This window comes from Massilia sp. 2TAF26 (assembly GCF_052115005.1).
Classification (GTDB): Bacteria; Pseudomonadota; Gammaproteobacteria; order Burkholderiales; family Burkholderiaceae_D; genus Telluria.
This window is the reverse complement of the sequence record NZ_JBFRFV010000023.1, coordinates 38,094-56,039: the sequence shown is the minus strand read 5'-3', so window position 1 is coordinate 56,039 and position 17,946 is coordinate 38,094. Positions and strand designations below refer to the sequence as shown.

The following is a 17,946-nucleotide window of genomic DNA, read 5'->3' as shown; positions in this document are numbered from 1 at the left end:
CTCATTATGTATGTATGAACCCCCAAATGACTCACCAATTGTCACGCCTTCGGCTTGCGCAATCGCGCTCCAGCTTCGATAATCGACCGCTATGAACGACCCGCTCACCTTCCTCGGCTTCCCGACGACCCCGCTGGAACTCATCTCCTTCGTCCTCTCCATCGTCACGGTGCTGCTCAACATCCGCCGCATCCACTGGGCCTGGCTGTTCGCGATCGTGTCGTCCGCCACCTACGGCGTCGTGTTCTTCGAGGCCCGCCTGTACGGCGACGCCGGCCTGCAGGCGGTCTTCATCGCCGCTGCAGTGTGGGGCTGGTACGAATGGCTGCGCGGTACGGGCGAAGATGACAAGCCGCTGGTGGTGACGCGCCTGGACGCGAAGGGCTGGATCTGGTCGCTGGCCGGATGGGGACTGGGCTTCTATATCCTGTCGTGGTTCCTGCACGCTTACACCGACACCGACGTGCCGCACATGGATGGCTTCCTCACCGCCGGCAGCCTGCTCGGCACCCTGCTGGCGGCGCGCAAGAAGGTCGAGAACTGGCATGTGTGGATCGTGGTCGATATCCTGTACGTCGGCCTGTACGTCTACAAGGACCTGCACCTGACCGCGATCCTGTACGCGGTGTTCGTGGGGATGGCGGCGCTGGGCCTGCGCGCCTGGGCGCGTGCGGCGCGCGAGGGGGCGCGATGACGCGCGGCTCGCTACCGGCGCGGATCGCGATTCTCGGCGCCGAGTCGACCGGCAAGTCGACCCTGGCGCCGGCGCTGGCGGCGCGCTACGGCACGCTGTGGGTGCCGGAGTACCTGCGCGAGTTCGTCGAGACGGAGCAGCGGGTGCCGCGCGAAGAGGACCAGCCCGCGATCGCGCGCGCCCAGCGCGGGCGCGAGGATGCCCTGGCCGCATCGAAGGATGCGCGGCGTTTCCTGTTCTGCGACACCACGCCGCTGATGACGGCGGTCTACAGCCGCATCTACTGGGGCCGGGTGCCGGTGGAACTGCTGGAGATGGAAGCCGCGCACGACTATGCGGCGACCCTGGTGGCGGGCCTGGACCTTCCCTGGGTGCCGGACGGCCTGCAGCGCGAATCGGAAGAGGTGAGGAAGCAGGTGCACGACTGCCTGTTGGCGGTGCTGCGCGAACGGTGCATCCCGTTCACGCTGCTGGAGGGAGACCTGGCGCAGCGGCTGCGCCAGGTGGAGGACCTGCTCGGTCCTCCCTGAGCTTCGCGATCAGAAGTCGAACTGCCCCGACACGCGGAAGGTGCGCGGCGCGCCCGGCAGCAGGTAGCCGCCCAGCGCCGGCGTGACGTCGCGCCAGTAGAACTTGTCGAACAGGTTGTCGACGCGGGCGCGCAGCGTCACTTTCGTCACGCCCAGCTTCATGGCCCAGGCGGCGCCGAGGCCGAACACGTGGTAGTCGGGCACGAACACGCGGTTCTCGACATCGAAGGCCTTCTTGCCCGAGTACTGCCAGTTGGCGTCGACCTTCAGGCCGGGCACTTGCGGCACGGCGTACTCGATCCAGGCGGTCGACTTGACGCCGGGGACGTCGGTGACGCGCTTGCCGTCGATGGTCGGATCGCCGGTGCCGTCCTGCCGGGTGTTCAGGGCCATCAGCGACAGGCCGGCCTGCAGGTTGGAAGCCAGCTTGCCGTCCGCCGACAGCTCGATGCCGCGGTGGGTCTCGCGGCCGCCGCGCACGTAGGGATGGCGCTGCACGGTGTCGCCGTCGACCACCACGGCCACGGTGCGGTTCGGGTCCGTGTACTCGAGGCCCTGGCGGATCTGGAACAGCGAGGCCGACAGGTTCACCCCGCGCACGGAGCCCTTGGCGCCCAGTTCGAACTGCTTCGAGCGGCCCGGTTCCAGCACCTGGTTCTCGTTCGAGGTTTCCATCGGCGCGATGCCGCCGTGCTGCAGGCCGTGGCTCACGGAGCCGTAGACGTTCCAGTCGCGATTCAGGTTGTAGACCAGGGCGACGCTCGGCAGCAGGAAGGAATCCTTGCTATCCACGTAGCCGGCGGTGTGCACGACCGGACGGTCGTCTTCCCAGTCGCGGCGCTTGGTCTCGACGTAGCGCAGGCCGCCGTGCAGGGTCAGCTGCGGGGTGATGGTCACGATGTCCTGGGCGAACAGCGCGCTCTCCTGGTCGCTGCGGCGTTCGAACACGGGGCCGGTGACGCGGTCCGGGCCGGCGTGCGGGGTGTCCAGCGGATGCCAGATATTGCTGTAGCCGACCAGGTCGTAGACATAGTCGCCGAAGCTGTCGTGGCGCTCCGAATACGAGGCGCCGACGGTCAGCTCATGGCGCAGCGCGCCGGTGGCGAAGCGGCCCTGCAGCATCGCCTGCAGGCCCCACGGCGTCTTGCGCTCGCCCTCGCTCTGGTAGTCGTAGACGTCGTAGTCGCCGTTCGAGCAGAAGCCCGGATAGTAGCCCGCGCCCTCGTTGCTGCAGCCGTAGGGGAAGGCGGTGTAGTCGTTACGCTTGAACCAGTGCTTGTTGGCGGCAACCAGCGCTTTCCAGCCGTCCGCCAGCTTGTACTCGAAGCGCAGGCCGAGGTTGGTGTCGCGGGTATCGACCGGACGGGCCCAGGGCTGGTCATTGAGCAGCAGCCTGGCGGAGACGCCGGACGGCAGCACCTCGTTGCGGATCAGCTGATAGCCGGGTGCGGTGAGCTGGGCCTTGTGCTGGTAGTCGAAGTCGACCTGGAACAGGGCGTCCGGGCTGATCTGCCAGTCGAAGGCGCCGGACACGAACTGGCGGTCGCCGTTGGCGCCGCGCACATAGGAATGCAGGTCGGCGGCGGCGGCATTGATGCGGTAGCCGAAGCGGCGGTCGTCGAAGCGGCCGCCCAGGTCGACCGTGCCGTACAGGGTGCCGCGCTCGCTCACTTCGACGGTGGCGGAGCGCAGCGGGGTATTGGTCGGGCGCTTGGTCACGTAGTTGACGATGCCGCCCGGGGTGGCGATGCCGGCGGTGAGGCCGGCCAGGCCCTTCAGCACCTCGATGCGTTCCTTGTTCTCCAGCGGGATCTGGGTGTCGCCCGGAATCGCGAAGCCATCCTTGCGGTAGCTGTAGTTGTTGTCGAGGGCGAAGCCGCGGATCGAGAACTGTTCGGCATAGCCGACCGCGTTGTAGGCGTCGCTGACCGAGGCGTCGTAGCGCATCGCCTCGGTGGCATTACGGATCGACAGGTCCTGCATCCGGGTGCGGTCGATCGCGCTGATCGAGGCCGGGGTTTCCCACAGCGAGGATTCGGAGAAGCCGCCGACGGCGGCGCGTTCCAGTCCGGCGCGGGCGCCGGTCACGACCACTTCGGCGATCGGCTGGCCGTTCTGTTCCTGCGCATGGACGTTGAGGGAGAAGGCTTGCGCGATGGCGCAGGCGAGGATCGGGTACTTCAGTTGTGGTTTCATTGTTTGCTCGTCTTCGCGCCGGCTCGGGGAAGGGCAAACTGGAGTGGGCGCCGTTCGGCACCGCGTTGCGCTTTCCTTCGCTGGCATTATCCAGATCAGGTACGAAGGGTATCTCTCACCCGGAAGCAGATCGGCTTCCAGGACCCCTAGCGAAGGCGCGAGTGTAGCACGGATGCGGGCGAGCGTGGCGAGTCTGGCAATGCTCGCCGGATGGCGCTCAGCTTCTTTGCGTTATGTAGGCTTCGCGCAACGGCCGCCAGCCCAGGCGGGCTTCGATGAGGCGGCGGTAGGGCGTGTCGATGTGGGCGGGTGTGCGGCGGATGTAGTCCTCGGCCTTGGCGCGCTCGTCGCCGCGCAGACTGCCGAGCCAGGCGACGGCTTCCCCGGCCGTCGGCGCACGGCCGCTGGCGCCGTCGAATTTGGCGGGCAGGGCGGTCCAGACCACGGCGTCGATGCGCTTGCCGCGCATCCATCCGGTGATACGCGGGGAGTCCCAGGCGATGCAGGCGATGTTCATGAGCAATTGAACTTTGGCGATATCGAGTGCCAGTCTGGCTTGCCAGAACAAAGCGGGGTGCACGGCTGTCCGCGCACCCCACCGTGCGTCTACATCAGGTGCAGCGCTCGAGAACATTGCGGCTCACGTTCAGCGTGACCTCGCCGCTTTCGCCCAGGTTCGTCATGCCGTGCGCTTCCAGGGCGGCGACGACGGCCGGCACGACATCCTTGCCGAGGCCATAGTCGGCAAAGCGGGTACCCACGCCGACTGCGCGGAAGAAGTCCTCGGTGCGGGCAATGGCCGCCTCGATGCGCGCATCTTCGTCGCCGTCACGCAGGCCCCATACGCGCGCCGCGTACTGCAGCAGCTTTGCCCGCTTGGCATCGCGGCGTTCGCGCAGCATGGCCGGCAGTACCAGCGCCAGGGTCTGTGCATGGTCCAGGCCGTACAGCGCGGTCAGTTCGTGGCCGATCATGTGGGTGGACCAGTCCTGCGGCACGCCGGCGCCGATCAGGCCGTTCAGGGCCAGGGTCGCGGTCCACATCAGGTTGGCGCGCACCGCGTAGTTGTCGGGCTCGGCCAGCGCGCGCGGACCTTCTTCCACCAGGGTCTGCAGCAGACCCTCGGCAAAGCGGTCCTGCACCTTGGCATCGGCCGGCACCGTCATGTACTGCTCCATGATGTGGACGAAGGCGTCGACGATGCCGTTGCCGACCTGGCGTGCCGGCAGGGTATAGGTGCGGGTCGGGTCGAGGATGGCGAACTGCGGGAACACCAGGCGCGACATGAAGGCGAATTTTTCCTGCGTGGCTTGTTTGGTGATCACGCTGCCGGAGTTCATCTCGGAGCCGGTGGCCGGCAGGGTCAGCACCGCGCCGAAAGGCAGGGCCGCGCTCACGTTCTTTGCGCGCTGTTCGAGAATGGTCCACGGGTCGGCATCCAGCAGGCTGCCGGCGGCAACGAACTTGGTGCCGTCGATGACCGAGCCGCCGCCCACCGCGAGCAGGAAGTCGATGTTCTCGCGCTTGACCACGGCGATGGCCTCGACCAGGGTCTCGTAGCTGGGGTTCGGCTCGATGCCACCAAATTCGAAGATGGTACGGCCGTCCAGGGCGGCCATCACGGCGTCGTAGGTGCCGTTGGCGCGGATGCTGCCGCCGCCGTACAGCACCAGCACGCGCGCGCGGGCAGGGACCAGCTGCGCCAGGTGCTCGATCTGGTTCTCGCCGAACAGGATGCGGGTAGGATTGTGGAAGTCGAAGTTAAGCAAAATAAAAATCCCCCTCGGGTTGCAGAGGAGGGGGATTATCGCGCAAGCGGGAAAAGCGCGTTGGCGGGCGGTCCGCCGCCGGAGTTCAGACCTGCGCCGGCTCCAGCACCGGCGCCGCATGCTCGACGTGGGCGCGGGCATGCAGCAGGTGGCGCTGCAGCGTCGTGCGGGCGGATTCGCAGATCAGGCGCCAGTGTTCGCGGCGCTGGGCGGCGCGCTTGCGGTGCTTGGACGGCATTTCGGACAGCGGCTTGACGTAGAAGGGCAGGGCGATCCGGTAGCCCTGCTTGCCCGGCATTTCCTCGCCGCCCAGGATTTTCCAGAAGCCGTCGTAGGCATTGGCGAAGTGCTTTTCCGGGTCGGGGTCGTAGGCGATGTGGTCTTCGCTGCGGATGGCCACGACCTGGTCGATGCCGACCGCCTGCGCCACGCCCTGCATCGCGGCGAAGCAGAAGAAGCTGGGAGAATTGTTCGGGAATACGCGCTCGAAGGCTTCGAAGGCGGCGCCGGCATCGACCCAGCGGCCCTGATTGCGGGCGATGAAGGGCACCACCGGCGCATCGACGCCGACCATGTGGCCTTCCAGCCAGCTGAAGGACAGGCGGTGCAGGCATTTGCCGTCGGCGACCAGGGCCAGGGTCAGGTCGCCCTCGGCATTGCTGCGCGACGCCATTTCGAGCTGGATCATGAAGCTGCTGCCGTCGGCATCGATCTGCCACAGCGGCAGGCAGCGGGCGCCGTAGACGGCCTGCTTGTAGGCGTCGTTGAAGGTGGTTTCCTCGAAGCGGTAGTGGCTCAGGACCGCCTGCACGCGGCGCCGCGCCGACAGGCCCTTGATGAGGTAGTCGCGGTGACTGAGGTGGTGGAAGGGGTCGTCGTTCGACGGCAGCGCCACGTGGTTGCGGTAGACGCCGAGCTGGCACAGTGCGCGATGGTCGCGCATATAGGCCAGCACGCGCAGGCTGCGCGCGATGCAGAGGATCCAGGAGGTCAGGCTGTACTGGCTGCGGCGGGCCATCCAGTGCTTGGTGAGGTGAGCGAAAATCATGGTGCGCTCCGGGCATTCATTATCGGGGTGGTTCTATCTTGGCTCACCGGCTTTGGCGGCACGGTGATATTGCTCAACGGAAATAAAATGCCAAGCAGGTCAAGATCGCCACGCTCGATAACGCATCCCTGGGGTTTTCTTATTCGTGATCACGATGTCTCTTGTTGATTTTTTGTCAGGCAGAGGTTGCCAGTCGCAAGACTAGCACGATTGCCGCGCCGAACATCGAAATCCTAATGAATAATTGAGTCATCCCGAATAAGATGAGGAGCGTCGCATGGTGTACGAACTTTTTTACTGGCCGACGATCCAGGGCCGCGGCGAATTCGTGCGGCTGGCGCTGGAGGAAGCCGGGGTCGACTACGTCGACGTGGCCCGCGAACCGGGCGGCATGGCACGCATGCTGGCGGCGATGGACGGTCCCGACCATCCATCGTTCGCGCCGCCCTTCCTGAGGGCGGGCGGGCTGACCATCGGCCAGACGGCGAACATCCTGCTCTTCCTGGGCCAGCACCATGGCCTGGCGCCCACGGACGAGGCCGGTGGCTTATGGGTGCACCAGCTGCAGCTGACGATCGCCGACCTGGTCGCCGAAACCCACGACACCCATCACCCGATCGCGACCTCGCTGTATTACGAAGACCAGCGTCCGGAAGCGAAGCGCCGTTCGGCCGATTTAATCGAGACGCGCATCCCGAAATTCCTCGACTACTTCGAAGGCGTCCTTGCGCGGCCGGAGCCGAAGGACTACCTGACCGGCGCCACGCTCACCTATGCCGACCTGTCGCTGTTCCAGCTGGTCGAGGGCCTGCGCTATGCCTTTCCGGCGACGATGGCGCGGATCGATGCGAGCTATCCTCTGCTCGGCGCGCTGCGCGAGCGGGTGGCGAAGCGGCCGCGAATCGCGGCCTATCTGAAATCGAAGCGGCGGCTGCCTTTCAATGAGGAGGGGATCTTCCGGCACTATCCGGAGCTGGAAAATCGGGATAGTGAATGACATCCGCCCGGCGCGCACCGTTGCGGTATTCAAGAGGACTGCTGCCGGTCCAGTGCCTGAAGGCGCGGCAAAAACCTGTGGCATCGGCGAATCCGAGGTCGAAGGCCAGCGCCGCCACCGGCGTGTTCGAATGCGTCAGCCGGTGCACCGCGACGTCGCGCCGCAATCCATCCTTCACCTGCTGGAAGTGAGTCCCTTCTTCGGCGAAGCGGCGGTTGAGGGTACGGACCGACATATGCAAGGCCGAGGCAAGGCCGTCGATCGTGGCCGGCCGGGAGAGCGCCTGCTCGAGATAGGCGCGCGCTTTCGCGGTGACGGTGCCGCCTTCCGCCTGGCGGAATACCCAGTCTTCGGGGGCGCGTTTCAGGAAGGCCCACAGCTCGTGCTTCTCGCGTTTGAACGCGGACGCGCAATCCGCATAGGCGAGGGACATGCCGGTGGCAGCCGCATCGAAGCTGACGTCGCCCGGAAACATGAACACATAATCCTCGACATGCCTGGGCTCAGGAAAGCGGAATTCGGCCCGGAGCAGCGTGACGTCGCGGCCGAGCAGCCACGACACGATGCCGTGGACCAGTTTCATCATCAGCGCATGGCCGAGTGGCTTGACCTCGGTATCCGGCGTCCTCTCCAGCAGGGCGATGCCGACCGTTTCGTTCCTGGTCGCGAGGTGCAGGCGGTAGTCGTCGAGCAGCAGGTTCCAGAAACGGACGAAACGGTTCAGCGCCACCAGCACGGTCGGTGCGTCGAGCAGGCTGAGCATCAGGTATTTCAGGGTGCCGCTCCGGATCGGCCTCGACCACAGGCCGAGCATTTCATCGTCGAGCGTCGCCGCGATGGCGCGGTAGAGCGCCCCGTATTGTTGCCGGGTGATGCGCGCGCCGGGCCGGTGCAGCAGCGAGCGCGGAATGGCGGCGCTGGCCAGCGCCTGTGCGGCCACGTCCTTGCCGCGGCTGCCGCGCAAGGCATGCAGCATCTCGTGCAGGACGCGGGCCGACACCGTGACGGCGCTTGGCAAGGGCAGGTTCATGGTTCGTGATTATGGCGTACTTTGCATATAAGTTGGCGTGACGGGGCAATTATTCCCGGGTCACTTGCCTATACTTCTCCTCGGTTCAACGGAATGATGCTGCCTTGAGGCGGGCTCGGCAACGTGCCATTGGCGTGCTTTGCGCATCGCCGGCTGCATCGCTCATCAACACATGGGAGCATCGCTTTGATTACGAGACGCATCGTCGTGACCGGCATGGGCATGGTATCGCCCCTGGGATGTGGAGTCGGGACCGCCTGGGCCCATCTGCTGCAGGGCCGTTCGGGACTGGTTCCCCTGAACGAGGCGCTGGCGGACCGGATGCCGTGCAAGGTCGGCGGGCTGGTGCCGGCGCTGGCGCCGGACCGGCCATGGGGATTCGACGCCGGGCTGGTGGCCGAAACCCGGGATCTGAAGAAGATGGATCGTTTCAGCCTGTTCGCCCTGGCGGCGGCCGGCGAGGCGCTGGAGCAGGCCGGCTGGCGGCCCGAGACCGACGAGGAGCGCGAACGGACGGCCACCATCGTGGCTTCCGCCGTCGGCGGCTTCGGCACGATCACGGACGCGGTGCGCATCCTCGATGCGCGTGGCCCGAAGCGCCTTTCACCCTTCACCGTGCCGAGCTTTCTGGCGAATATGGCGGCCGGACAGATTTCGATCCGCCACGGCTTGCGCGGTCCCATCGGTGCGCCCGTCACCGCCTGCGCCGCCGGCGCCCAGGCCATCGGCGACGCCGCGCGCCTGATCAGGGCCGGCGAGGCCGATATCGCCGTCTGCGGCGGGACCGAGGCCTGCATCGACCGCGTCAGCCTGGGCGCCTTCGCCGCCGCCAGGGCGGTGTCGACCGGCTTCAATGACGACCCTGCGGCGGCCTCGCGGCCGTTCGACCTGGAGCGGGACGGCTTCGTGATGGGCGAGGGCGCGGGCATCCTGGTCATCGAAGAACTCGAGCACGCCTTGCGGCGCGGCGCCGTGCCGATCGCCGAACTGCTTGGCTACGGCACCAGCGGCGACGCCCATCACATGACCTCGCCGCCGGACGACGGCGCCGGCGGCCGGCGCGCCATGCAGGCCGCGATCCGCCAGGCTGGCATCGCCCCGGCCATGATCGGGCACCTGAACGCCCATGCGACCTCGACCCCGGCAGGCGATGCCAGCGAGCTTGCCGCGATCAGGACCGTATTCGGCGCGGGCCGCGGCCCGGCCGTCTCGGCCACCAAGTCGGCCACCGGCCACCTGCTGGGCGCAGCCGGCGGCGTGGAAGCGATCTTCACCGTGCTCGCGCTGCGCGACCAGCTGGCGCCGCCGACACTGAACCTGGCCCGGCCGGACCCGGCGGCGGACGGCGTCGACATCGTCGCCGGAGCGGCCCGCGCGATAGCGACCGAGTACGCGATATCGAATGGCTTCGGCTTCGGCGGCGTGAACGCCAGCCTCGTTTTCGGGCGCTTGTGATTCGCTGGGGCCGGCTTGTTGTTCCGCACACGAGCATCGGTTAGGATCGGCGGACAAGAGCGCGCAACGCTCCAAGTCCGTCACCCAACCGCAGAGGAGTCATGACACAACGCCGCCAGTTCCTGATCAATGCGCCGCTCGGCCTGCTCGCCGTCGCCGGCGCCGCCCGTTCCGAACCCGTCCCGCAAGTGGCCGATACCCCTGGTGCGCCGCCGACCTTCGGCGCCACCCCGGCGGTCGGCCCGGAAGTCACGCCCGCCACCTTTGCCGAAGCCGAAAAGCTGATGCAGGTGCCGATGACGCCCGCCGAACGCCAGATGGCGGCCGGCAGCTGGCGGGTATCGCTGGCCTCGACGATGGAGCGGCGCACCGGGCCGCGCAAGCTGGCGATCGAGGACGTCATCGCGCCGGCCACGGTCTGGTCCCCGGCGACAGTCGGGGCGAAAGCGGCGGCCGTGGGCGCAACGGGTGGACCCGTGCGCGAACGCTTCGTGCGCAGCCGCAGCGATGCCGGCCCGCTGCCGAAGAACGACGAGGACATCGCCTACGCCCCGGTCGCGAAACTCTCGCGCTGGATCGAGACGCGTGCGCTGACGTCCGAACGGCTGACCCGCATCTACCTGGACCGCATCAAGCGCTACGACGGCAAGCTGCGCAGCGTGATCACGCTGACCGAAGAGCATGCGCTGGCGCGCGCCCGCCTGGCGGACAAGGAAATCGCCGCCGGCAGATACCGCGGCCCGCTGCACGGCATTCCGTACGGCGTGAAGGACCTGCTGGATACGAAGGGCATCCGCACTACCTGGGGCGCGGAATTCAATCGCGACCGCGTGCCGGCCCAGGACTCGGCCGTAGTGGCGAAGCTGGATGCCGCCGGCGCCGTGCTGATCGCCAAGCTGAGCCTGGGCGCGCTGGCGCTGAACGACGTCTGGTTCGGCGGCCAGACCATGAATCCATGGCTGCTGGAAGAGGGCGCTTCGGGCTCCAGCGCCGGCCCGGGCGCGGCCACCGCCGCCGCCCTGGTCGCGTTCTCGATCGGCAGCGAGACCGGCGGCAGCATCATCAGCCCGTCGATGCGCTGCGGCGTCACCGGCCTGCGCCCGACCTATGGCCGGGTGCCGCGCACCGGCGCCATGACCCTGTGCTGGTCGCTCGACAAGCTGGGGCCGATGACGCGCAGCGTCGAGGATGCGATGCTGGTGCTGAAGGCGATCTCCGGCACCGACCCCGGCGACGTCGCCGGCGTGCCCGCGAAGCTGGACTACGACGCGAACGCGAAGGTGGCGGGCCTGAAGGTCGGCTATTTTGCCGACTGGATGAAGGAGGCGCCGGCCCTTGATGCCGACCGCGCCGCGCTGGAGAACCTGAAGAAGCTGGGCTTGAACCCGGTGCCGGTGACCTTGCCGGACTGGCCGTATCAGTCGCTGAACGCGGTGCTGTTCGCCGAAGCGGCGGCGGCCTTCGAGGAGATCACGCTGGACCACCGCGTCGACCAGCTGAAAGCCCAGGTGCCGGATGCCTGGCCGAACCTGTTCCGCGAGGCGCGCTTCCTGTCGGCGGTGGACTTCGTGCAGGCCGACCGCATGCGCAGGAAGGTGGCGCTGGAGATGGCACGCATTTTCAGCCAGGTCGACCTGCTTCTCGTCCCTTCGCTGCGCGACGAGATGCTGACGATCTCGAACTTCACCGGCCACCCCTCGCTGACCCTGCGTACCGGGCAGGTCGAGGTGACGCAGGCGCGCAGCGACTGGGCGCCGGATCCGGCGCAACCGCTGCCGACATTCTCGCCGCCGCGCAGCGTCCCGCATGGCGTGACCCTGATCGGACGCCTGTTCGACGAGGGCACGATTGGGCGGGTGGGATTGGCGCTGGAGAAGGCCGCGGGTGTGGCGGGCGAGCGCCCGCCGGGATTCTGATCCGTTTGCGATCGTGGGCACCCGTGCCCACGCTCACGCGCCGCCGGCGCGCTCCAGCCGCTTGTAATACACCAGCGAGTAAACCACCGGCACCAGCGCCCCCGCCAGCAGCGCGGCGGTCGACACATACGGGGGCAAGCCGGCCAGCGCGGCGGCCAGTACCACCAGGCCGCCCGTCACCATGGTCTTGCCGGCCAGCCGGTGGGTCGAATACCAGACCCGGTCACTGGCCAGGGTCCACGGCGTGCGCACGCCGAGCCAGAAGTTGCGCTTCACCTTGCCCAGTACATTCCCCAGCAGGACGAAGGCGATGCCGATGCCGCCGAGCAGGGCGCGGCCGATGTCCAGCGCGCCGTGCGCCAGCACCGCCAGCTGCACGCCCTGCACATAGGCGAGCAGGGCGACCATCACCAGGCCGCCGAACCACCAGGTGTCGCTGAAGCCCTCGACCCGGAATTTGTCCGGCGAGACCGTCGGCAGGACGGGCCACAGCAGCATCATCAAGCCCGTGATGAGGGGCAGCAGGAAGATGGTGATACGCGCGCCGTAGCCGTTGGCTTCGCCGGCCGCGTTCCAGTGGATGGGGATGATGTCCGGCAGGTCGCGGTAGACCAGCGCGGTCGCCGTCAGCACCAGCACGAGCACCGGAATCGACCACCACAGAAAGCGCTTCTTCGTCATTCTTGTCTCCCTTTATGTCAATCGCGCGCGCCGCCGCGCGCCATGTCCATCGTCCAGGACAGCACGTCTTCCAGGACGGTCGTGTTCAGCGCGTACCAGATGGTCTGGCCTTCGCGCCGGCTGCTGACCAGGCCGGCATCCTTCAGCACCGCGAAGTGGTGCGACATGGTCGGCTTGGTCATGTCGAAGTGGGCGGCGACGTCGCCGGCCGTCATCTCTTCCTTGCGCAGCAGGTGCAGGATTTCGCGCCTGGTCGGATCGGCGATGGCCTTGAACGCGGCGGTGAGCTTGCCCGTCATATTCGATTCTTTTCTAATTAGATGGATGTCTAAATATAGGCCGGCCCGGCGCCGCCGTCAAGCCGGCATTATCATTATTCTTCTTTCAACCAGTTCGAGGAGAGCCCCATGAGACTATCGTCCACCCAGGTGCTGCGCATTGCCGCCTTTTCCGACGGCGAGGAGGGCGGGAACCCGGCCGGCGTCTGGATCGGCGCGGCCATGCCGCCGGACGCCGAGATGCAGCGCCTGGCGCATGAAGTGGGTTTCTCGGAAACCGCCTTCGCGGTGAAGGAAGAGGGGGGCGAGGGTTTTCGCGTGCGCTACTTCTCGCCGGCGGCCGAGGTGCCGTTCTGCGGCCACGCCACCATCGCCCTCGGCGCCGCGCTGGCGCGCGAGTTCGGCGACGGCGTCTATCCGCTGGCCCTGAACCAGGCCAGGATCACGGTCGAAGGCCGGCGCGAGGGCGCGATGGTCGCCGCGGCGCTGCAGTCGCCGCCGACCCGCAGCCAGCCGGCCGACCCGCGGCTGGTGGCCGCGGCGCTTGACCTGTTCGGCTACAGCGAGGCCGACCTCGACCCGCGCATTCCACCCGGCCTGGCCCATGCCGGCAACGACCACCTGGTGCTGGGCCTGGCGAGCCGTGATTTGCTGTCGGCGATGCGCTACGAGCTCGAGGCCGGCCGCGCCCTGATGCAGGCCCACGGCCTGGTCACCATCGTGCTGGTGTGGGCCGAGCGCGCGCGCCTGCTCCATACCCGTAACCCCTTCGCCATCGGCGGCGTCTACGAAGACCCGGCCACCGGGGCCGGCACCGCGGCCCTGGCCGGCTATCTGCGCAACCTCGGCTGGCCACACGGCGGAGCGATCGACGTGGTGCAGGGCGAGGACATGGGCATGCGCTCGCGCCTCCATGCGGATATCGGGAATGCGCCCGGCAGCTCGATCCGCGTGGCAGGCACGGCCCGCTTCATGTAAGCCTGTCCATGAAGCGAACGGGTGTTCGGGAACGCGTGAAAAGGGGGTAAAAAGCGCCTTTCCTCAAGGCTTAGGATTTTTTTGAACGATTGATAATGGTCAAAACGAAAAACCGTTGTCTAGCCAATCAAGGAATCCTGTCATGGAAATGCGCATCCCCGCCGCCGTGTCCGCCGTGCACCCGCGGGCAGGCATGAAGATCGAACGCCTGCCGTTCACCGTCCGCCGTGTCGAGACCGAGGATGGCCTGCGGAAGGCAGTCCGCATTCGCCATGCCGCCTATGCGCGCCACGTTCCCGAGTTCGCCCGCACCCTGAGTGTGCCGGAAGCCTGCGATTACGAAGAAGACACCGTCGTGCTGCTGGCCGAGTCCAAGCTGGACGGCTCGCCGATCGGCACCGCGCGCCTGCAGACCAATATCTTCCGTCCGCTGCACCTCGAGGAATCGGTGGCGCTGCCCGACTGGCTGCAGGGCCGCGCCCTGTGCGAAGTGGAGCGCCTGGGCGTGGGCGAGGGCCGTATCGGCCATATGGTCAAAGTTGCACTGATGAAAGCATTTTTCGATTACTGGGAATTAAGTGGCACCGAATTCGCCGTGGTCGCGGGCCGCAGCCCGGTCGACCGCCAGTACGAACAACTGCTGTTCAAGGATGTCTTCGGCGACAAGGAAATGGTACCGCTGCGTAACACCGGGAATATCCCGCACCGCGTGATGGCCTTCGAGATCGCCACCGCCGAGGAGCGCTGGCGCGCCGCCAACCATCCGCTGCTGAAGTTCTTCCGCGAAACCCATCATCCGGACATCGACATCGGCGGCGTCACCCCGCAACGTGGTTTTGCAACCACACGGCCTGCACAGCGAGGGGGGCGTGCCGATGCATATGCCCCAGTTCGCCTAGTCTGAGTAAAATATTCCATGACCGTATCATCGGCAGGATGTATCCTTAGGGAAATTTCATGCGCCCGCATCAGCATGCCGGCGCCTGCCTGCCCGATCGATACAATTTATGCCACAGCCCTCCAGTCCAGCACGAATACCGGTGTCCGGAGTCTTCGACCGTCTACTGCAGGCCATGATGCGCCTGCTGTCGGTCTACTTCGTGCCGCTGGGCGTGCTGCTGGTCTCGGTCGTCGCCTACGCTTCCTGGAATAGCCATTACGTCGCCAGCGGCGACGTCACCCTGCCGCTGCGGGTGCTCAGCGATGCAAGCGCCCGGCTGGATCCGGCCAGCGCGCTGCGCGAGCTGGCGCATGCGCCGGCCACCGACCGCTACGAAACCCACCTCTCCGAAGCGCCGGTCTGGTTCTCCCTGCGTACCCGGGACATACCCGGCGGACCGCATGTGGTCGAATTCCCGTCGCGCCACGCGGTCGACGTCAGCTGCTGGGATGCGGCGACCCTGGTGTCGCTCGGCAGCGCTTCGCACGAAGGGGCGAGCGGCGCGATGACGGCCGCCAAGGCCGGCTTCGTGCTGCGCACGCCGTTCACGCCGGCCGAGGTACTGTGCCGCGCGCGCTTTACCGGACCGGCGCGACTGAGCGCCGTGCAGTGGCCGGCCAGCGAGATGACCCTGTCGATCCAGCAGTTCCACCGCAAGTCCGGCCTGCTGGACGGCGGCATGATCGTGCTGAGCCTGTTCATCCTGATCACCGCGCTGATCAACCGCCAGCTGCTCTACCTCGAGTTCGCGGCCTGGCTGATCCTGAACCTGCGCGTGGGCGCGATCTCGGCCGGCTGGGATATCCAGTGGCTGGGCCAGGCGCTGCCGGCCAGCTGGCTGGTGCCGAGCAAGGCGGTGACCACGGCGCTGTACTCGATCTCGACCCTGACGCTGTACATGTCCCTGTTCGGCGCCGACCTCGCGAAGTCCCGCTTCGCCAGGCCGCTGCGCCTGATGCAATGGCTGGCCCTGGCGCTGCTGCCGCTTTCGCTGGTGCTGCCTTTCGCTTACTACCTGCCGGCGATGTGGGTGGTGGCCTCGTCCGGCCTGACCCTGATGACGGCCGGCCTGATCAACCTGATGCTGCGCGACCAGGCACGGGTGGCGATGTGGTTCGCGGCGTCCTTCGGCGTGACCTTCCTGTCCGGCCTGGCCGAGGTGGTCGCCGCCGCGCTCGGCGTGCGCGAGATGCTGGGCCTGGTCAACAGCGTGACCGCGGCGCTGGCGTCCAGCCTGCTGGCGGCGCTGGCCATCGCCGAGCAGATGCGCCTGGAAACCAAGAAGCGGATCGCGGTCCAGGCCGAACTCGAACACGCGTACGAAGCGATGCCGGTGGGCCTGTTTACGCTCGACCAGTACGGCGGCTTCCTGTCCGCCAATCCGGCCCTGCTGCGCATGCTCGACTGCGAGGCGGTGGTGGTGGGCCGCACCCGCTGGCAGCAATTCTTCAGCGACGCCACCTGGAGCTACCTGCGCGAGCAGGTGCAATCCCAGCTCAGCGTCGAACTCGAGATCGACCCGCGCGAGGGCGAACGCCGCTTCCTGGTGCGCGCCACCCTGGCGCATGGCCGCATCGAAGGCGTGCTCGAGGACATCACCGAAAAGACCAAGGCCACCGAACAGCTGCGCTTCATGGCCAACAACGACCCGCTGACCAAGGTCTACAACCGGCGCGGGATCGAAAAGTTGTTCGAGACGGTCGCCGCGACCACGGCGCCGGGCCGTCCGCTGACCCTGGCCTACCTCGACCTCGACCGCTTCAAGCTGATCAACGATCTGTTCGGCCACGCCGCCGGCGACGAAGTCCTCAAGCAGGTATGCGACCGGGTATCGATGACCCTGGCCGGCAACCAGCAGGTCGGCCGCGTGGGCGGCGACGAATTCGTGATCGTGATGCCGGACACGGCGATCTCGATGGCCTCGCTGATCTGCCGCAGCATCGTCGACCGCATCGGCGGCTCACCCTACCGCGTCGGCGACAAGGCCTTCCACGTGCGCGGCTCGGTCGGCCTGATCGAAGTGGCGCCGGGCATGGAGATGAAGGATGCGATCTCGACCGCCGACCGTGCCTGCCGCGAAGCCAAGGAAGGCAATAGCGAAGGGCTGGTGGTGTACAAGCGCGGCTCTTCCGCCTTCCACGAGCGCGAGGCCGAACTGAACCTGGTGGCGCGCCTGAACGGCCCGAACGCCACCGACGGCATGTTCCTGGAGATGCAGCCGATCATGTCGCTGCGCTCGCCGCACGAATCGCTGAACTTCGAGGTGCTGCTGCGCATGCGCGAAGAGGACGGACGGGTGTCGCCGGCCGGCCCGCTGATCGCCGCCGCCGAGAAGAGCGGACGCGTGGGCGTGATCGACCGCTGGGTGCTGTCGAGCACCCTGGCCTGGATCGAGGAGCACGTGGACTCGCTGCGCAATACGCGCTTCGTCTGCATGAACCTGTCGGGGGCCTCGCTCAACGACGAGCGCTTCGTGCAGGACACGCTCGAGATCCTGTCGCGCTACGAGCATGTGGCGGGGCGCCTGTGCATGGAGATCACGGAAAGCGTGGCCCTGCACGATCTCGACAACACGCGCCGCTTCATCGACCAGGTGCGGGCCTTCGGCGTGAAGGTGGCGCTGGACGACTTCGGCGCCGGCTATACCTCCTTCTCCTACCTGAAGGAACTCCCGGCCGACGTGCTGAAGATCGACGGTAACTTCATCGTCAACATCAATGCGCACCCGGCCAACGTCGCCATCGTCGAGGCCATCGTCAGCCTGGCGGTGAACCTGGGCATGAAGACGATCGCCGAGTGGGCCGAGGATGCCGACACGGTGCGGACCCTGGCCGAGATCGGCGTCGACTACGTGCAGGGCTATGCGATCGCGCGTTCCCAGCCCCCTGAGAAACTGCTGGCGGCCAGCTCGTCGGCGAGCTTCATCAAGAGCGAAGAGGTGCTGCAGCTGGTGCGCACGCTGGGCGCGTCGGCCAATGAGCCGGAACTCCCCGACCTGATGCCCTTGCGGGACCTGCACTAAGCAAGCCGAGCCGCACCAGGCAGTTTCAGTTCAGCCCGGCCAGACGCGGACGAGCTTCCTGCAGCATCAGCATGCGGCGCGCCGCCTTCAGGGTAGCGACGTCGCGCGACAGCGGGGCCGCCTTGGGTTCCTGCGGCCGTTTCCATCCTTCGTGGCGCAGCTCGGTGGCCGGGAGCACGTGGCGCTGCGGCGGCGGTGTTTCGCTCGACAGCCTCACGGTGGCGCTGCCGGCTTCGCAGGGCTGGTCGGTCAGGGTCACGTGGCCGCCCGCGTCGACGCATTTGACGATCTCGTTGCCGGCCAGCGCGGCCGGGGTTGCCATCGATGCCGCGCAGGCGGCAGCGGCAACGATGCTCAGCAGTGTAACTGGACGCTTCATGATGTTCTCCTTTACCTGGTTCCCATCCTGCCC

The 17,946-nt window shown here is 67.1% G+C and carries 16 protein-coding genes and 1 riboswitch; of the genes, 8 read left to right on the top strand and 8 right to left on the bottom strand.

The window, feature by feature from the left end; translation table 11 throughout:
• The first annotated feature begins 91 nt into the window (after positions 1-91).
• Both pnuC and AB4Z32_RS20650 read left to right on the top strand, forming a co-directional pair.
• Positions 92-694 carry a nicotinamide riboside transporter PnuC gene (gene pnuC, locus AB4Z32_RS20655; protein ID WP_442123748.1) on the top strand — a complete coding sequence of 201 codons (603 nt, stop codon included), beginning with the start codon at positions 92-94 and terminating at the stop codon, positions 692-694.
• Positions 691-1,224, top strand: coding sequence for an AAA family ATPase (locus tag AB4Z32_RS20650; RefSeq protein ID WP_442123747.1), 534 nt, complete (start codon positions 691-693; stop codon positions 1,222-1,224). Before pnuC ends, AB4Z32_RS20650 begins: the two co-directional genes overlap by 4 nt.
• Positions 1,225-1,233: 9 nt before the next feature.
• On the opposite strand, the gene AB4Z32_RS20645 is transcribed toward AB4Z32_RS20650, so the two are convergent.
• The 4 genes from AB4Z32_RS20645 to AB4Z32_RS20630 form a co-directional block, all read right to left on the bottom strand.
• Positions 1,234-3,420 (bottom strand): TonB-dependent siderophore receptor, encoded by a 2,187-nt coding sequence (locus tag AB4Z32_RS20645; protein ID WP_442123746.1) that lies wholly within the window; start codon positions 3,418-3,420, stop codon positions 1,234-1,236.
• 55 nt (positions 3,421-3,475) lie between these two features.
• Positions 3,476-3,578: riboswitch (TPP riboswitch) on the bottom strand.
• Positions 3,579-3,637: 59 nt separating this feature from the next.
• Entirely contained in the window at positions 3,638-3,937 is a 300-nt protein-coding gene (locus tag AB4Z32_RS20640; RefSeq protein ID WP_442123745.1) for a hypothetical protein, read from the bottom strand.
• Positions 3,938-4,031: 94 nt separating this feature from the next.
• Entirely contained in the window at positions 4,032-5,189 is a 1,158-nt protein-coding gene (locus AB4Z32_RS20635; RefSeq protein WP_442123744.1) for an iron-containing alcohol dehydrogenase, read from the bottom strand.
• 85 nt (positions 5,190-5,274) lie between these two features.
• On the bottom strand, positions 5,275-6,237 hold the full coding sequence (locus tag AB4Z32_RS20630) for a DUF535 family protein (RefSeq protein WP_442123743.1): 963 nt from the start codon (positions 6,235-6,237) through the stop codon (positions 5,275-5,277).
• A gap of 277 nt (positions 6,238-6,514) precedes the next feature.
• Between AB4Z32_RS20630 and AB4Z32_RS20625 the strand changes: the two genes are divergently transcribed.
• On the top strand, positions 6,515-7,234 hold the full coding sequence (locus AB4Z32_RS20625) for a glutathione S-transferase (protein WP_442123742.1): 720 nt from the start codon (positions 6,515-6,517) through the stop codon (positions 7,232-7,234).
• Here AB4Z32_RS20625 and AB4Z32_RS20620 read toward each other — a convergent pair.
• Positions 7,176-8,264, bottom strand: coding sequence for an AraC family transcriptional regulator ligand-binding domain-containing protein (locus AB4Z32_RS20620; protein ID WP_442123741.1), 1,089 nt, complete (start codon positions 8,262-8,264; stop codon positions 7,176-7,178). The genes AB4Z32_RS20625 and AB4Z32_RS20620 overlap by 59 nt on opposite strands.
• A gap of 186 nt (positions 8,265-8,450) precedes the next feature.
• Between AB4Z32_RS20620 and fabF the strand changes: the two genes are divergently transcribed.
• Together fabF and AB4Z32_RS20610 are read left to right on the top strand one after the other, a co-directional pair.
• The gene (gene fabF / locus AB4Z32_RS20615) at positions 8,451-9,719 is read left to right on the top strand and encodes a beta-ketoacyl-ACP synthase II (RefSeq protein ID WP_442123740.1); all 1,269 of its coding nucleotides are present in this window, start codon (positions 8,451-8,453) and stop codon (positions 9,717-9,719) included.
• A 101-nt stretch (positions 9,720-9,820) separates the two neighbouring features.
• Positions 9,821-11,635, top strand: coding sequence for an amidase (locus AB4Z32_RS20610; protein WP_442123739.1), 1,815 nt, complete (start codon positions 9,821-9,823; stop codon positions 11,633-11,635).
• A gap of 33 nt (positions 11,636-11,668) precedes the next feature.
• Here AB4Z32_RS20610 and AB4Z32_RS20605 read toward each other — a convergent pair whose 3' ends face one another.
• Entirely contained in the window at positions 11,669-12,316 is a 648-nt protein-coding gene (locus AB4Z32_RS20605) for an SdpI family protein (RefSeq protein WP_442123738.1), read from the bottom strand.
• Between the two features lie 17 nt (positions 12,317-12,333).
• Entirely contained in the window at positions 12,334-12,615 is a 282-nt protein-coding gene (locus AB4Z32_RS20600) for an autorepressor SdpR family transcription factor (protein ID WP_442123737.1), read from the bottom strand.
• A 108-nt stretch (positions 12,616-12,723) separates the two neighbouring features.
• Between AB4Z32_RS20600 and AB4Z32_RS20595 the strand changes: the two genes are divergently transcribed.
• The 3 genes from AB4Z32_RS20595 to AB4Z32_RS20585 all read left to right on the top strand — a co-directional run bounded on the left by AB4Z32_RS20595 (position 12,724) and on the right by AB4Z32_RS20585 (position 17,534).
• Positions 12,724-13,572, top strand: coding sequence for a PhzF family phenazine biosynthesis protein (locus AB4Z32_RS20595; RefSeq protein WP_442123736.1), 849 nt, complete (start codon positions 12,724-12,726; stop codon positions 13,570-13,572).
• 142 nt (positions 13,573-13,714) lie between these two features.
• Positions 13,715-14,476: a hypothetical protein gene (locus AB4Z32_RS20590; RefSeq protein WP_442123735.1), complete on the top strand. Its 762-nt coding sequence runs from the start codon at positions 13,715-13,717 to the stop codon at positions 14,474-14,476.
• 136 nt (positions 14,477-14,612) lie between these two features.
• Positions 14,613-17,534 (top strand): EAL domain-containing protein, encoded by a 2,922-nt coding sequence (locus AB4Z32_RS20585; protein WP_442123734.1) that lies wholly within the window; start codon positions 14,613-14,615, stop codon positions 17,532-17,534.
• Positions 17,535-17,559: 25 nt separating this feature from the next.
• Here the strand turns inward: AB4Z32_RS20585 and AB4Z32_RS20580 are convergent, their stop codons facing one another.
• A complete protein-coding gene (locus tag AB4Z32_RS20580) occupies positions 17,560-17,913 on the bottom strand; it encodes a DUF4124 domain-containing protein (protein ID WP_442123733.1) in 354 nt (117 codons plus the stop codon).
• Positions 17,914-17,946 lie beyond the last annotated feature (33 nt).

Excerpts from the sequence above, each read along its gene's own strand:
- AB4Z32_RS20650 (WP_442123747.1), top strand. The coding sequence starts at position 691 with ATGACGCGCGGCTCGCTACCGGCGCGGATCGCGATTCTCGGCGCCGAG.
- AB4Z32_RS20620 (WP_442123741.1), bottom strand. The coding sequence starts at position 8,264 with ATGAACCTGCCCTTGCCAAGCGCCGTCACGGTGTCGGCCCGCGTCCTG.
- AB4Z32_RS20595 (WP_442123736.1), top strand. The coding sequence starts at position 12,724 with ATGAGACTATCGTCCACCCAGGTGCTGCGCATTGCCGCCTTTTCCGAC.
- AB4Z32_RS20645 (WP_442123746.1), bottom strand. The coding sequence starts at position 3,420 with ATGAAACCACAACTGAAGTACCCGATCCTCGCCTGCGCCATCGCGCAA.
- AB4Z32_RS20640 (WP_442123745.1), bottom strand. The coding sequence starts at position 3,937 with ATGAACATCGCCTGCATCGCCTGGGACTCCCCGCGTATCACCGGATGG.
- AB4Z32_RS20625 (WP_442123742.1), top strand. The coding sequence starts at position 6,515 with ATGGTGTACGAACTTTTTTACTGGCCGACGATCCAGGGCCGCGGCGAA.
- pnuC (WP_442123748.1), top strand. The coding sequence starts at position 92 with ATGAACGACCCGCTCACCTTCCTCGGCTTCCCGACGACCCCGCTGGAA.
- AB4Z32_RS20580 (WP_442123733.1), bottom strand. The coding sequence starts at position 17,913 with ATGAAGCGTCCAGTTACACTGCTGAGCATCGTTGCCGCTGCCGCCTGC.
- AB4Z32_RS20590 (WP_442123735.1), top strand. The coding sequence starts at position 13,715 with ATGGAAATGCGCATCCCCGCCGCCGTGTCCGCCGTGCACCCGCGGGCA.
- AB4Z32_RS20610 (WP_442123739.1), top strand. The coding sequence starts at position 9,821 with ATGACACAACGCCGCCAGTTCCTGATCAATGCGCCGCTCGGCCTGCTC.
- AB4Z32_RS20630 (WP_442123743.1), bottom strand. The coding sequence starts at position 6,237 with ATGATTTTCGCTCACCTCACCAAGCACTGGATGGCCCGCCGCAGCCAG.
- AB4Z32_RS20600 (WP_442123737.1), bottom strand. The coding sequence starts at position 12,615 with ATGACGGGCAAGCTCACCGCCGCGTTCAAGGCCATCGCCGATCCGACC.
- AB4Z32_RS20605 (WP_442123738.1), bottom strand. The coding sequence starts at position 12,316 with ATGACGAAGAAGCGCTTTCTGTGGTGGTCGATTCCGGTGCTCGTGCTG.